The sequence below is a fragment of the Sphingomonas hylomeconis genome, assembly GCF_025370105.1.
GTDB classification, from domain to species: domain Bacteria; phylum Pseudomonadota; class Alphaproteobacteria; order Sphingomonadales; family Sphingomonadaceae; genus Sphingomonas; species Sphingomonas hylomeconis.
In genome coordinates this window covers 83,129-96,850 of the sequence record NZ_JANQBK010000011.1, presented here as the reverse complement: position 1 = coordinate 96,850, position 13,722 = coordinate 83,129, and the positions used below count along the sequence as shown (strand labels likewise).

The window sequence follows — 13,722 nt, the reverse complement described above, 5'->3', positions numbered from 1 at the left end:
GGGAGATCAGAAGCGATAGCCGACGCGGAACTGGATGCGCCGTGGCAGCGTGAGCAGATCACGGCCGATATCGGCCGGGTCGAGCGTATCGACGACCCGCCCGGTCTCGGGATTGATCTGGTTGTTGAAGAAATCGTCGAAGCCCGAAAAGTTCTTGTTGTTGAACGCGTTGAGCAGATCGACCGCAACTTCAGCGTCGCCGCCCAGGATATGCACGGTGTTCTTCAAGGTCAGGTTGACCTCGCAGAAGGCAAACACGCCGCCGATGCAATTCTTGTTGGGGTAGCGACCGCTAAAGGTATTCTGCCCCGACGTTGCTCCGTTGGTGCCGTCGGTCAGGCGGAACGCCTGGCCGCTGCCGAAGGTGCTGAGCGTCGAGAACTGGAAGCCTGCCGGCAAATCTACGATGCCCGAGAACACGACACGATGCCGTTCGTCGCCGTTGCGCGGGCGCCAGCCATATTGGTCAGGCGTTGGCGCATCGAGGCTGAACAGGTCGCCGCCATTCTGCTCGCCCTTGGAGAGCGTGTAGGCGAGGTTGACGCCCCAGCCGCTGGACTGATTGTACGGTTTGTCGACGGTTACGAACAGCGCCTTGTAGCGGGTATCGAGCCCGTCATAGCCGATCAACGCATTGGCATAGCCGAACGGCGCAAGCGGCGCGGTGTTGCAGCATGGGCCCTCGCCGCCGTTCTGGCGGGTCGCGAACAAGTTCGTATAGCCGTTGCGCCCACGCTGGTACGAACCCGTGACCGAAACCTGTACCGGGCCGACCTGCTGACGCACGCCGAGGCTGACCTGATCGTTGACCGGCGGTTTGGTATTATTCTTGACCGCGAACAATTCCGGCAAGCCGCTGGTCGAACTGGCGCGCAGCGCGAGCAGGCCTTCGCGCGTCAGGTAGCTTGGGTTCCACACGGTGGTGGCGAGGCCATTGCGCGGCTGCCCGTCGCGCGAGAAGCGGAATACACCGATCGGGTTGATCGTGCGCGACTGCTCATCGATTGTGTTGTTGAAGTTGTTGCGGTCGTAATAGCGCCCGAATCCGCCGAAGATAACGGTCTGCTCGTCATCGTTGACGTCGAACGAGAAGCCGACGCGCGGCGCGAACGCCCCAGCGAACGGTTTGCGGTTCTTGCCCGTGCTAATGTAATCCTCAGGGTCGAAATAGGCCGTCTTGGGCAGGGCACGAAGCGCCGCGGCGGCGGTGTCGCCGGTGCGGAATTCGTTATTGTTGCCGTTGGTCTCGTAATCCCAGCGCAGGCCGAGATTGAGCTGCAACTTGTCGGTCACGTCCCAGTCGTCCTGGACATAGAAGCCTAGCTGCGTGTTCGATCCCCGCACCGTACCATTGCCAAGCCCGAGCCGTGCCTCGGCCGGGAAGGAGAAATCGGTATCGTTCGCCAGATTCGTGTTGGGGTTTTCGACCGTATCGATACGAAACACGAAGCTCGGCTGCACATAGGCCAGGTTGCCGAACTCGATATCGGTGATTTCAACTCGGGCGCCAACCTTGATCGAGTGCCCGTCGAACCCCGTATAGCTGAAGTCGTCGCGCAGCGTGTAACTCTGCTGTTGCTCGCGCCGCGTCGCCTCGCGTCCACCGAACAAGATGACCGTGTCGTAATTATAGGTCGGGCTGTCCGGATTGAGCGACGTTGGATTGTTCAGATAGTTGAGGTAATTGAGGTTTACCTCGTTGACGAAATTATCCCCGCGATAGGTCCATTTCGCAAGATACGTATCGACGACGTTGATCTTGTTTTCTGCGAATTCGTAGGAGACGTTGCCGCCGAAGCCCTGAATGTCGGTTTCTTCACGGCGGCTATACGACAGGTCGAACGTCTGCCTTTCGTCCGGCGTAAAGGTAAGCTTGCCGAAATAGAAATCGCCACGGAACGGACTGACGAAATTACCTTCGAAGTCGGCCAGCCGCCGCCCCGACGCACGCTCGAACGCCGCGATATTGTCAACCGAGCCGGTCGAATCGACCACGAAGGCGCGGTCTTGATCGTTGCCTTCATAGGTGGCGAAAAAGAACAACTTGTCCTTGATGATCGGACCGCCGAGCGCGATTCCATATTGCTTGCGCTCGAACGCCGGCTTCGCGCGATTGTTGCTGCGATCGAGGAAGCTCTTCTCGGAAAGACCGCGGTCAGTATATTGGCCGAAGACCTCGCCATGGAATTGGTTTGTGCCGGACTTGGTCACTGCGGTGATGATCGCAGAGCCAGCCTGCTCGTATTCCGCCTTGTAATTCTGCGTCAGCACGCGGAATTCCTGGACCGCAAGCTGCCCGAACGGATTGCCGCGGCTGTTCTGCTGACCGGCGATGCCGCCCTCGCGCAGCTTGTTCTTCAGGCTGACGCCGTCGATGAACACGTTGACCTGGCTGGCGGTCGAGGCGCCCGACTGGATACCCTTGTCCGTTTCGCTGTCATTGTAGCGCACGCCGGGAGCCAGTGCGGCAAAGCTCAGGAAGTTGCGATCGGTCTGCGGCAGCGTGCGCAACTGCTGCTGCGACACATTGGTGGCGATCTCGCTGGTCTTGGTTTCGATCAGACGATTGGCGGTAACGACGATATCATCGCCGGTATCCACGTCGGGTTCGGACGATGCCGCAGCTTCTGACTCGCCGAGGACGAGATTGAGAGTCAGCGCCTGGCCGATCGCGACGATCACTTTTTGATTGACCGTGCGGCCATCGGCGGCTGTCGCGGTGACGGTATATTGTGCCGGACGCAGGCCGTTCAGCGTGAAGCTGCCCGTCGCGTCGGTTTCCGTACGTAGCGTCTGGTTGGTGCCAGCATTGACGGCAGAGACGGTAACGCCGCCGACACCGGCGCCGCTTGCATCGCGCACCTGGCCGCGTGCCGACGCGGTGGTGGTTTGCGCGGCGGCGGGCGCGATGGCGATGGCGCCCGATGCCAGCATGGTGGCGCCGGCGAGCGCCAGTTTGAAGTTCCTGATCATGTCGTGTGTTCCCCTTTGTGGTGCCCCTTGTTGAGGCTTGGTGCGGTGGTTTCTCGGGTCACGAGCGCGGGCGTGACCGGCTCGATCGTGCGATTGGTGGTCCCGGCGACGAGATCGGCGAGCCGGGCGACGGCGCGTGCCCCGAACGCGGCGGTGTCGATCCGCAGCGTCGTCAGCGACGGTGAGATGAGCTGGGCGAGCGGAATGTCGTCGAACCCGGCGACGGCGACCTGCTCCGGCACGGCGACGCCCGCGCGCTTCAACGTCATCAGCGCGCCGATCGCCATCATGTCGTTGGCGGCGAAGATCGCGTCGACCTGATCCAGATCGGCGAGCAGCGCCGTAGCGGCGGCGACGCCGGTTTCCTGCAGGAAGTCGCCGGGCATGATCCTGACGGTCAGGCCGGCGCGGGCCGCCGCAGCCTCGACGCCTTCGCGGCGTTCGCGCGCGTCGATATTGTTGTCCGGCCCGGTAATGTGCACGATCCGGCGGCGCCCGATCGCCACGAGATGCTCGATCATCACCGCAGCGCCGGCATGATTGTCGACCTTGAGCGCAGCATGGTCGCCGTCATTGGGGCCGCAATTGAGCAGCAGCGTGGGCAGGCTGGCCGGGAGATGGGCGAGCAGCACGTCCTGCGCGATATGCGGCGCCATCAGCACCAGCCCGTCGACGCGGCCGCGCATCGTCTGCAGCACGTCGATGCCGCGCCCGGGGCGATCGTGCATCACGGTGAGCAGCAGCTGCAGGTCGCGCGACGAGGCTTCGTGATCGATGCCGCGCAGCAATTCGGAAAAGAACTCGCCGTGCAGATCGGGCAGCACCACGCCGATCGCGCCGGCGCGGGCCAGGCTCAGGTTGCGTGCGCCGGCATGCGGCACATAGCCGAGCCGCGTCGCGACGTTCTGCACGCGCACGCGGAGCGCAGGGCGGACATTGTCATGGCCGTTGAGCACGCGCGACACCGTCGCCACCGACACCGCGGCTTCGCGGGCGACGTCTCGGATCGTGGCGTGCGGCATTCCCTGTCGTCATCCTCACTGTGGCACATGGCGTGCCGCCCGGCCGCAGCCGGATCGTTTTTTGTTGCTGTAACCGGTTACAGCAAACTACAAGCCTATTCAACAGATTGTTGATCGATGTCAGTACGATCGCGACTAAGGAGAAATTGAATGCATCAGCGGCCCCCATCGAGACGCGCCATTCTGCTCGGCGCGGGCGCCATGGCGGCCTGGGCCGCATCGCCGGCGCGCGCCTTGCTGGGGGCGGTCGGGCATGGCGCGTTGCCGGCCGGGGTCGAATCGCTGATCGCGCAGATGACGGTGCAGGAAAAAGCCGGTCAGCTCACGCTGATGGCCGCGGCCTGGGCCGGTGGCGCTGCGACCGCGCTCAACCCGGCGGGCGCCGCTGCCAATTTCGACGGCCAGCTCGAGGAAGCGCGGCGCGGGCGGCTCACCGGCGTGTTCAACGGCAACGGCGCGGTGATGGCCAAGCGCATGCAGACCGTGGCGATGCGCGAGGCGCGGCTAAAGGTGCCGCTGCTGTTCGCTGCCGACATCATCCACGGTTTCCGCACCGTCTTTCCGGTGCCGTTGGCCGAGGCGGGCAGCTTCGATCTCGATCTCGCGCGCCGCACCGCGCGCGCCGCCGGCGCCGAGGCGGCGGCCTCGGGGATCGACTGGACCTTCGCGCCGATGGTCGACATTGCGCGCGACCAGCGCTGGGGCCGCGGCGTCGAGGGCGCGGGCGAGGACGTGCTGCTCGGCCGGCTGATGGCGGATGCGCGCGTGCGCGGCTTCCAGGGCAGCAAGGGGCTGGCCGCGCCGGACGCGGTGGCGGCCTGCGCCAAGCATTTCGCCGCCTATGGCGCGGGCGAGGCGGGGCTCGATTACAACAGCGTCGACGTGTCCGAACGCACGCTGCGCGATGTCTATTTTCCGCCGTTCCAGGCCGCGCTCACGGCCGGTGTGCCGACCGTGATGGCCTCGTTCAACGAGATTGCCGGCGTCCCGGCGACGGCCAATCCGTGGCTGCTGACCGAGGTACTGCACGACGAATGGAAGTTCGACGGACTGGTCGTGTCCGATTATACCGGGGACGAGGAATTGATCGCGCACGGCTTCGCCGCCGATGCGCGCGAAGCGACGCGGCTCGCCTTCCTTGCCGGCGTCGACATGAGCATGCAGTCCGGCTTCTATATCAAGCATCTGCCCGATCTGGTCGCCAAGGGCGAGGTGCCGATGGCGCGGCTCGATCAAGCGGTGCGCCGCGTGCTCGCGCTGAAGGTCGCGCTCGGCCTGTTCGATGATCCGTTCCGGCGCATCGATGCGCGACGTGAAAAGACGCAGGTACGCACCAAGGCATTGCTGGCGCTGGCGCGCGAAGCCGGGTCCAAGTCGATCGTCATGCTCAAGAATGACGGCGATCTGCTGCCGCTGGCGCGATCGGGCAAACGCATCGCGCTGATCGGGCCGTTCGCGCAGGGGCAGCACGATCTGGTCGGGCCGTGGAACGTCTATGGCACCGATGCCGAGGCGGTCGATCTGCTCACCGGCGTGCGCGAGGCGGTGAAGGATGCCGCGATGGTCACGGCGACCGACGGGTCGGGGATCGATGCGCCGCTGCCGGGCGGGATCGATGCGGCGGTGGCGGCGGCGCAGGCCGCGGACGTGGTGGTGCTGGCGATCGGCGAGAGCCAGCGCATGTCGGGCGAGGCGCAGAGCCGCAGCGACATCGTCGTGCCGGCGGCGCAGCAGGCGCTCGCCGCGGCGGTGATCGCCACCGGCAAGCCGGTCGTCGTCCTGCTCTCCACCGGGCGCGGCCTGGCGCTGTCGGGGCCGGTGCTCGACGCGCCGGCGATCCTGGTCACCTGGTTCCTGGGATCCGAAGCGGGGCGCTCGATCGCCGACGTGCTGTTCGGCATCATGGCGCCCTCGGCGCGCCTGCCGGTCAGCTTCCCGCACGCCACCGGGCAGCAGCCCTATCATTATGCGCACAAAAGCACCGGCCGGCCGAATGGCCCCGGGCCGCTGACCGAATACAAGGCGCATTACCGCGAATTCGCCAACGACGCGCTGTTCCCGTTCGGGCACGGGCTGACCTACGGCAAGATCAGCTATGGCGCGCTCGATCTGGGCGGCGGGCAACTGGCGGCGGATGGCATGCTGACACTCTCGGCGACGGTGACCAACAGTGGCACGCGGGCGGCCGAGGAGGTGGTGCAGCTCTACGTCCAGGACGTGACGGCGAGCATCACCCGCCCGGTGCGCGAGCTGAAGGCGTTCCGCAAGGTCGCGCTCAAGCCCGGTCAGTCGCAGGTCGTGCGCTTCACCGTGCGCCGGGCGGATCTGCTGTTCGTCGGGCGCGATCTGCAGCCGACGGTCGAGCCCGGCCGGTTCCGCGTGTGGATCGCCCCCTCGGCGCAGGCGGAGGGCGTCGCCGGCGAGTTCACGCTCGCCTGAGTTCCGCCAGCGTGTGGCGGCGTAACGGATGGGCCAGCATTGCCGCCAGCGAGAGCGCGATCAGCAGTGCCGGCCCGCCGAGCATCAGCCAGCGGATCGTCGCCGCCACCGCCGGTGCCTGGGCGGCGCCGGCGACGAACCCGCTCGCGTCGTAGACCGCGCCGATCGCCAGGCCGCCGATCGCCAGCGCGATCTTCTGCACGAAGGCAAAGGCGCCGAAGGCCAGCGCCTCGACCCGCACGCCGCGCTGCGCGCCGCCCCAATCGACCGTAGCGGGCAGCAGCGCCCAGGCGGCGAGGTTGAACCCGGCAAAGGCGATGCTGGTCACGACCAGCAGCGCGAGCGCGGCTCGGGCCGCCTCGAGCGGTTGCCAGGCGAACAGGCCGAGGGCGATCAGGCCGATCAGCGCTGCGATCAGCCACGCCGCGCGCGCGCCGATGCGCGTGGCGAGTAGGGTCCATAGCGGCAGGATCACGGCACTTGCCACGCCCATCGCGGCCAGCGCATGCGGCCCGCCGGCAGGATCGGCGACGACGTAGCGGTAATAATAGGGCACCGATTGCCCGAGCAGCGCCGCCGCCGCGCCGCCCGATGCCGCGGCGATGTTGAGTGTGACGAAGGCGCGATTGCGCAGCAGTGCGCGCAACTGGCCGGCAAGCGAGGCGGGCGCGCCGGTGCGCGCGCGCTGCGGCTCGGGCACCCTGCGTGCAACCAGCACGAGCAGCGGCACGCCCAGCATCGCCAGCACCGCGGCCGCGCCGGGATAGCCATAGCGCGCTGCCAGCACGGGCAGGCCGAGCGCGACCAGCGCGGCAGCGGCGGCGCCGAACATCATGCGCAGGCCCGCCAGCAGCGTGCGGACCTCCGGCGCATCGCTCAGCCGGGTGGTCCAGGCCGAATAGGGAATGTTGGTGAAAGCGTAGAGCGTGCGGCACAGCATCTGCGCGAGCAGCACCCAAACCGCCGCATGCATCGGCACGGCAAACATGGCGACAAAGGCGAGGCCCAGCGGCAGCGCGCCCCAGCCGACCAGCCGGCGATACGACAGGCGCGTGCGCTCGGCGACCGCGCCGGCAATCAGGTCGGCGATCCCGTCCCACACGGTGCCCGCCATGAACACCAGCCCGGCGACGAGCGGTGGCAGCGCCAGCACGTCGATATAGAAGAACAGCAGGTACAGGCTGATGCTCTGCCAGAACAGGTTGAAGGCGAAGTCACCCGAGGCGAACAGCACCAGCGATCCGGTCGCGCGTCGATGCGGCAGCCCTGTTACCATGCCGTCTCCCCGCGCGCGCCTAGCCGATGCCGGGCGCGTGGCGATCGACCAGCACCGCGCTGGCGCGGTTGAGCCCGATCGTCTCGACCGCGATACCGTGGCGGCGCATGCGCGTCACCACGTCATCGAGCGCGCCGACTGCGGTGATGTCCCACAGATGCGCCGCGCTCAGATCGATGCGCACGCGTCCGGCGGTATCGCGCAGATCGAAGCGATCGGCGAAGATCTCCGCGCTGGCGAAGAAGATCTGCCCGGTGACGGTATAGGTCCGCGTGTCGCTGGCGGCGTCGTAGCTGCTCGTCACGTCCATCAGGCGGGTCACCTTGAAGGCGAAGAACACGCCGCTGAGCAGCACGCCGACGCACACGCCGGCGGACAGATCATGCGTCGCGACGGTGACCGCGACGGTCGCCAGCATCACCACGCCGGACACTTTGGGGTGGCGCGCCAGATCGCTGAGCGAGGACCAGGAGAAGGTGCTGATCGAGACCATGATCATGATCGCGACCAGCGCCGCGACCGGCACCTGCGCGACCCACGGCCGCAGCGGCACCATCACCACGAGCAGGAACACGCCAGCGACGAGTGTCGAGATCCGGCCGCGCCCGCCATAGCGGACATTGCCGACGGTCTGCCCGACCATGCCGCAGCCGGCGATCCCGCCGAACAGCCCGGCGGCGATATTGGCGAGGCCGAGGCCGGTGCATTCGCGTGCCTTGGAACTGGTCGTGTCGGTTAGATCGTCGACGACGCGCGCGGTCATCATCGATTCGAGCAATCCGACCGCCGCCATGGCGAGCGCGTAGGGAGCGATGATGCGCAGCGTTTCCCAGGCGAACGGGATTTGGGGAAGCGCGAAGGCGGGCAAAGATGCAGGCAGGCGGCCAAGATCGGCGACGGTGGCGATCGGCATCGGGAAGGCGATGCCAACGACGGTCAGCACCAGGATGCAGATCAGGGGGGAGGGGATGGTGGTGGTGAGGCGCGGCAGCAGATAGATGATCGCCAGGCCCAGCGCGATCATCGCATAGGTGTGCCACGTGACGTCGAGCATCTGCGGCACCTGTGCCGAGAAGATCAGGATGGCGAGCGCGTTGACGAAGCCGGTACGCACCGATTGCGAGACGAAGCGCATCAGCACGTCGAGCTTGAGCAGCCCGAACACGATCTGCAACAGGCCGGCGAGGATCGTCGCGGCAAGCAGGTAGGACAGGCCGTGGCTGTGGACCAGTGCGGCGGCGACCAAGGCGACCGAGCCGGCGGCGCCCGAGATCATCGCCGGGCGCCCGCCGGCGAACGCGATGACGATGCCGATCACGAACGAGGCGAACAGGCCGACTTCGGGATCGATGCCGGCGACGAAGGAGAAGGCGATGACTTCGGGGATCAGCGCGAACGTGCCGACCATGCCGGCGAGTACGTCGCGGCGCGCGGCGGCGGCGCCGCTGAACCATTCGTGCGCATAACGAGAAATTGCAGTGTTCATGTGAATTAAGTGTCCGCAACAGTCGCAGGCGCGCCGGCATTCGAGCGCGGCGGGAATCGGTACTGCGACATGCGTTGTCCGGCGGATTGGCGGCCGGAAGAGCCACCCGGAATTGCACCGGGTCCTGGCGAATGCCGGCCCCCTAGCGCGCGCGGCGCGCCGGCACAAGCGGCAAGCGCGTCAGTCCTCCAGATCGGCCTGCAGCATCCGCGCGGCATTGCGAAACGCGAGGTCGGCCGAGACGCGCTCTTCCTCCTGCAGCATTTCATCGACTGCGAAGCCGATCTCGACCGAGATGCGCAGCCGCCGCCACAGCTGATCGCGATCGACCCCGGGCAGGTGGCGAAGATAGGCATCGGTCAGCCGATCGGTGACCAGCCGGTGCGACGCGACGCGGACATGCACCAGCCGCGGCGAGGCGTGCAGCGCGCGCAGGATCCATACCGCGCCGGGCTCGCTCGCGGTGACCGCAGCGGTATCGCGCAGCAATTCCTCGATATTGCCCTTGAGCGAGGCGACGCCGCCCGGTTCGTACCGTGCCAGCCAGGCGTCCAGCACCGCGTTCTGCCGTGCCATCAGCCGCCCGCCCAGCGCCTCGAGCACGGCATATTTGTCGTCGAAATAGCGGTACAAAGCGGGCGGGGTCATGCCTGCACGCGCGCAGATCATGTTGGTCGAGATACGGTCGATGCCGACCTCCGCCAGCAGCTCGCCGGCGACGTTGAGCAGCAGCTCATAGGTCTGTTGCGACCGTTCCTGCTGGGGACGGGGGCGCGGCGCGGCCCGCTCGATCGACATGGCAAATCCTCTTGAACCCGGTGGCCACGTACATCGCCGCGCCGGCGCGGTCGATGTCAATAAATGCGGATCGATGCGCACGGATATGGCGACGATCGATAAAGCCTGTATGGGCAAAACGACTCAAAGGCGATCCGGGGCAATGGGATCGCGCGACCAGGAGAAACGTCATGGCCTTCACACCCGCGCCGGGCATAACCAGCAGCAGCGATCCGCTGCCCGGCACGGCCGATGCCGGCCATATCGACGCGCCGGACCTGCGCGTCTTCGTGTTCGCCCTGTTCTTCATCTTCGGCGGCATCACCAGTCTCAACGACGTGATCATCCCGAAGCTCAAGGACCTGTTCACGCTCAGCTATTTCCAGGCGATGCTGGTCCAGTCGGCGTTCTTCGCGGCCTATTTCCTAGTCTCGATCCCGGGCGCGGCGATCGTCCGGCGCTTCGGCTATATGCGCGGCGCAGCGATCGGGCTGGTGACGATGACGGCGGGCTGCCTGCTGTTCATTCCCGCGTCCTCCTCGGCGACGTTCGGCCTGTTCCTGTTCGCGCTGTTCGTGCTCGCGGCGGGCATCACCATCGTCCAGGTCGTGTCCAACCCGCTGATCTCGCTGCTCGGCAAGCCGCAGACGGCGCACAGCCGGCTGACCTTCGCACAGGCGTTCAATTCGCTCGGCACGACGATCTTTCCCTATGTCGGATCGATCGTGATCCTTGGCAGCCTCGCCACGGTTGATGCCGCGTCGCTCAGCGGTGCCGCACTCGACGCCTATCGCGCGGCAGAAACGCAGGTCGTGGTGAACACCTATCTCGGGCTGGCGGTCGCGCTGCTGATTGTCGCCGCGGTGGTGTGGACGAAGCGCAACCGGCTGCAGGTCAAGCAGGAGCAGACCGGCAGCATCTTCCACGCGTTCGGCCTGCTGCGGCGGCCGCGCTTCGGCATCGGCGCGCTGTGCATCTTCCTCTATGTCGGCGCCGAAGTCGCGATCGGCTCGCTGATCGTCAACTATTTGATGCAGGCCGACGTGCTGGGCCTGGGCGAGCAGGCCGCGGGCAAGCATGTGTTCCTATATTGGGGCGGCGCGCTGATCGGCCGGTTCATCGGTGCGTTCGCGCTGCGCGTGCTATCCCCGGGCAAGGTGCTGAGCGCGGTGGCGATCGGCGCGATCGCATTGATCCTGCTCTCGGCCAATTCGACCGGGACGCTTGCCGGCTATGCGCTGCTGAGCATCGGGCTGATGAACTCGATCATGTTCCCGACGATCTTCAGCCTGGCGAGCGAAGGGCTCGGCCCGCGCGCGGCGGAGGGATCGGGGGTGATCGCCACCGCGATCGTCGGCGGCGCGATCGTGCCGCCGCTGACCGGGCATCTTGCCGATGTGAGCGGCAGCCTGGCCTTCGCGCTGGTGCTGCCGGCGGCCTGTTACGCGATCATCGCATGCTATGGCTGGTATGCGCGGCGCCCGGCGCCGGAGCTGGGCGCATGAGCGCCGCGGTGCTGCTCGTCGCGCTGCTGCAGGCGCAGACGCTGGGCGCGACCAATGTCGCGGTCGATGCGCCGATGGCCGCGCCGACCGGCGCGCCGCGCTGGGCCGACGAGTTCGACGGCAAGGCGGTCGACCCCGCGAAATGGCAGTTCGACACGAAGCACAACAAGACCGGCTGGTTCAATCACGAGAAGCAATATTACGCCAAGGCGCGGCCCGAGAACACGCGGCTGGAGCGCGGCGCGCTGGTGATCGAGGCGCGCCGCGAGGCGCTGTCGACGCTGCCCGACTGGGGCGGGCAGGGCTATAGCTCGGCCAAGCTGGTCGCGACCCGCGCCTCGCGCTACGGCTTCTACGAAATCCGCGCCAAGCTGCCGTGCGCGCGCGGCACCTGGCCGGCGATCTGGATGCTGCCCGATGGCGGCACCTGGCCCGAACAGGGCGAGATCGACATCATGGAAATGGTCGGGCACGACGCCAATGTGGTGCACGGGACGCTGCACAGCGGCTTGTTCAACCATGTGAAGGGCACGCAGCGCGGCGCGCAGGTCACCGTGCCGACCGCCTGCACCGCCTTTCATCGCTACCAGCTCGACTGGCGCGCCGATGCGATCACCATCGGCGTCGACGATCGCGCCTATATGCGCGTGCGCAACGATCAGCCGGGCGGCCAGGGCGCCTGGCCGTTCGACAAGGATTTCCGCCTGATCCTCAACCTGGCGATCGGCGGCGACTGGGGCGGCGCCAAGGGCATCGACGATGCCGCGCTGCCGCAGCGGATGGACGTGGATTACGTGCGCATCTGGGATACGCCCTGAGCATGTGCGGCGGCCCGCCGGGGCGCGGGCTGCCGCCGACGCGCTACGCGGTGCGGACCACCAGCCGGGTGTAGAGATGCCAGGTGGCATAGCCGAGCCATGGCAGGACCACCGCCAGGCCGATCGCCGCCGGCAGCAGCCCGAGCAGCAGCAGGCCGGCGACGCGCCAGCCCCAGCCGAACACTTCGCGCGGATTCTTGCGGGCCGCGGCAAGCGACGTGCGCACCGCGAGCCCGGCCTCGACCGGGCGATCGACCACCATTGGGAACGACACCAGCGCGAACACCAGCGTGGCGATGGCGAACGGCGCGCCGGCGAGATTGCCGAGCACGATCAGCGTCCAGCCCGCCTCGGTGGTGAACAGCCGCCCGAACACATCGCCGATCTGCAGCGGCGCGGTCGCCCCGAAGGTGAGGTCGTAGATCGCATAGGCGACGACCAGCCAGCCGACCATCAGCGCAGCCAGCCCGCCGGTGAGCATCGCCAGCGGCAGGCGGCTGCGGCCGTTGAGCGGATCGAGGAAATGCCACCAGCTCGAATCCCGCCCTTCCTCGCGGCGCCGCGCCAGTTCGTAGAAGCCCGAGGCGGCGGCGGGGCCGAGGATCGACAGGCCGGCGACGAGCGGGAAGAATAGCGGTAGCAGCGGATCGTTGAACGTCACCACCGCGGCGACCAGGCAGATGATAGGATAGAGCAGGCCGATGACGATCAGGTCGCCGCGCTTGTCGAGAAAGTCCTTCCACCCTTCGGCCAGGGCCCAGTTCAGGTCGCTGACGCTGATCTTGCGGATCTCGGGGAGTTCCGTGTCGGCGGTATAGGCGGTGTGCTGAAGCGTGGCCATGATCTCTCTCCGGGTGAATGCGTGCGATCTTCCTTTTTATGTGGCGCCACTATACGCCGATCCGTCCTCGCTGCCAATTCGCGTCAGGCAAACGGCCGGTTGAGCCGCACGATCGCGCTGTTGAGCCAGGCGGCGAAGCTGACCCACAACAGATAGGGCAGGATCAGCAGGCTGGCAGTGGGCGAAATCGGCCACAGCCCGACGACCAGGGCGACCAGCGAGGCCCAGAGGAAGACGACCTCGACCAGCGCCCAATCGGGCCGGCGCGCGCGGAAGAAGAGCGGGCTCCACAAGGCGTGGCACACAGCGTTGACCGCGAACAGGATGATCACGCGGGTGTGCGCCGCATCGTCCGGCGCGGCGCCCCAGGCGAGCACGGCCGACCAGGCGGCAAGTGCGAGGATCACCGTCCAGGCCGGGCCGAACAGCCAGTTGGGCGGCTGCAGCCGGGGCTTGCGGAGGTCGCGATACCACGGCCCGATCGGCGTCATCAGCCCGCCCAGCGCGCCGAGCAGCAGCGCTGTGCCTCCGGCTACGGCGATCGGTATCCACATGTGCATTGTCCATCTTGTCGAGTGTCAAGAG

Annotated in this window: 10 protein-coding genes and 1 other annotated feature; of the genes, 3 read left to right on the top strand and 7 right to left on the bottom strand. The window is 66.9% G+C overall.

Annotated elements, in window-relative coordinates; genetic code table 11:
- Nucleotides 1-6: 6 nt before the first annotated feature.
- Together NV401_RS13285 and NV401_RS13280 are read right to left on the bottom strand one after the other, a co-directional pair.
- Nucleotides 7-2,973, bottom strand: a complete 2,967-nt coding sequence (locus NV401_RS13285; protein ID WP_261294917.1) for a TonB-dependent receptor — start codon at nucleotides 2,971-2,973, stop codon at nucleotides 7-9.
- Nucleotides 2,970-3,995, bottom strand: a complete 1,026-nt coding sequence (locus NV401_RS13280; RefSeq protein ID WP_261294916.1) for a LacI family DNA-binding transcriptional regulator — start codon at nucleotides 3,993-3,995, stop codon at nucleotides 2,970-2,972. Before NV401_RS13280 ends, NV401_RS13285 begins: the two co-directional genes overlap by 4 nt.
- Nucleotides 3,996-4,145: 150 nt before the next feature.
- Here NV401_RS13280 and NV401_RS13275 point away from each other — a divergent pair, with 150 nt between their 5' ends.
- Nucleotides 4,146-6,434 (top strand): glycoside hydrolase family 3 N-terminal domain-containing protein, encoded by a 2,289-nt coding sequence (locus NV401_RS13275; protein ID WP_261294915.1) that lies wholly within the window; start codon nucleotides 4,146-4,148, stop codon nucleotides 6,432-6,434.
- On the opposite strand, the gene NV401_RS13270 is transcribed toward NV401_RS13275, so the two are convergent.
- The 3 genes from NV401_RS13270 to NV401_RS13260 all read right to left on the bottom strand — a co-directional run bounded on the left by NV401_RS13270 (nucleotide 6,421) and on the right by NV401_RS13260 (nucleotide 9,994).
- Entirely contained in the window at nucleotides 6,421-7,710 is a 1,290-nt protein-coding gene (locus NV401_RS13270; RefSeq protein WP_261294914.1) for an MFS transporter, read from the bottom strand. The genes NV401_RS13275 and NV401_RS13270 overlap by 14 nt on opposite strands.
- A gap of 19 nt (nucleotides 7,711-7,729) precedes the next feature.
- Nucleotides 7,730-9,196, bottom strand: coding sequence for a SulP family inorganic anion transporter (locus tag NV401_RS13265; protein WP_261294913.1), 1,467 nt, complete (start codon nucleotides 9,194-9,196; stop codon nucleotides 7,730-7,732).
- A 72-nt stretch (nucleotides 9,197-9,268) separates the two neighbouring features.
- Nucleotides 9,269-9,324: a sequence feature (sul1 is cis-regulatory element that is thought to sense ions involved in sulfur or methionine metabolism; They are found in Alphaproteobacteria), on the bottom strand.
- A 52-nt stretch (nucleotides 9,325-9,376) separates the two neighbouring features.
- Nucleotides 9,377-9,994, bottom strand: a complete 618-nt coding sequence (locus tag NV401_RS13260; RefSeq protein WP_261294912.1) for a TetR/AcrR family transcriptional regulator — start codon at nucleotides 9,992-9,994, stop codon at nucleotides 9,377-9,379.
- Between the two features lie 170 nt (nucleotides 9,995-10,164).
- Here NV401_RS13260 and NV401_RS13255 point away from each other — a divergent pair, with 170 nt between their 5' ends.
- Both NV401_RS13255 and NV401_RS13250 read left to right on the top strand, forming a co-directional pair.
- Complete coding sequence (locus tag NV401_RS13255; protein WP_261294911.1) at nucleotides 10,165-11,478, top strand: sugar MFS transporter; 1,314 nt, start codon at nucleotides 10,165-10,167, stop codon at nucleotides 11,476-11,478.
- Nucleotides 11,475-12,296 carry a glycoside hydrolase family 16 protein gene (locus tag NV401_RS13250; protein ID WP_261294910.1) on the top strand — a complete coding sequence of 274 codons (822 nt, stop codon included), beginning with the start codon at nucleotides 11,475-11,477 and terminating at the stop codon, nucleotides 12,294-12,296. The genes NV401_RS13255 and NV401_RS13250 overlap by 4 nt, the downstream gene beginning before the upstream one ends.
- Before the next feature lie 43 nt (nucleotides 12,297-12,339).
- On the opposite strand, the gene NV401_RS13245 is transcribed toward NV401_RS13250, so the two are convergent.
- Together NV401_RS13245 and NV401_RS13240 are read right to left on the bottom strand one after the other, a co-directional pair.
- A complete protein-coding gene (locus tag NV401_RS13245) occupies nucleotides 12,340-13,137 on the bottom strand; it encodes a DUF2189 domain-containing protein (RefSeq protein ID WP_261294909.1) in 798 nt (265 codons plus the stop codon).
- Between the two features lie 83 nt (nucleotides 13,138-13,220).
- Nucleotides 13,221-13,691, bottom strand: coding sequence for a TspO/MBR family protein (locus NV401_RS13240; protein WP_380816665.1), 471 nt, complete (start codon nucleotides 13,689-13,691; stop codon nucleotides 13,221-13,223).
- Nucleotides 13,692-13,722: the final 31 nt, after the last annotated feature.

Bases quoted from the DNA above. Each gene is read 5' to 3' on its own strand.
- NV401_RS13285 (WP_261294917.1), bottom strand. From the start codon at position 2,973: ATGATCAGGAACTTCAAACTGGCGCTCGCCGGCGCCACCATGCTGGCA.
- NV401_RS13280 (WP_261294916.1), bottom strand. From the start codon at position 3,995: ATGCCGCACGCCACGATCCGAGACGTCGCCCGCGAAGCCGCGGTGTCG.
- NV401_RS13275 (WP_261294915.1), top strand. From the start codon at position 4,146: ATGCATCAGCGGCCCCCATCGAGACGCGCCATTCTGCTCGGCGCGGGC.
- NV401_RS13270 (WP_261294914.1), bottom strand. From the start codon at position 7,710: ATGGTAACAGGGCTGCCGCATCGACGCGCGACCGGATCGCTGGTGCTG.
- NV401_RS13265 (WP_261294913.1), bottom strand. From the start codon at position 9,196: ATGAACACTGCAATTTCTCGTTATGCGCACGAATGGTTCAGCGGCGCC.
- NV401_RS13260 (WP_261294912.1), bottom strand. From the start codon at position 9,994: ATGTCGATCGAGCGGGCCGCGCCGCGCCCCCGTCCCCAGCAGGAACGG.
- NV401_RS13255 (WP_261294911.1), top strand. From the start codon at position 10,165: ATGGCCTTCACACCCGCGCCGGGCATAACCAGCAGCAGCGATCCGCTG.
- NV401_RS13250 (WP_261294910.1), top strand. From the start codon at position 11,475: ATGAGCGCCGCGGTGCTGCTCGTCGCGCTGCTGCAGGCGCAGACGCTG.
- NV401_RS13245 (WP_261294909.1), bottom strand. From the start codon at position 13,137: ATGGCCACGCTTCAGCACACCGCCTATACCGCCGACACGGAACTCCCC.
- NV401_RS13240 (WP_380816665.1), bottom strand. From the start codon at position 13,691: ATGTGGATACCGATCGCCGTAGCCGGAGGCACAGCGCTGCTGCTCGGC.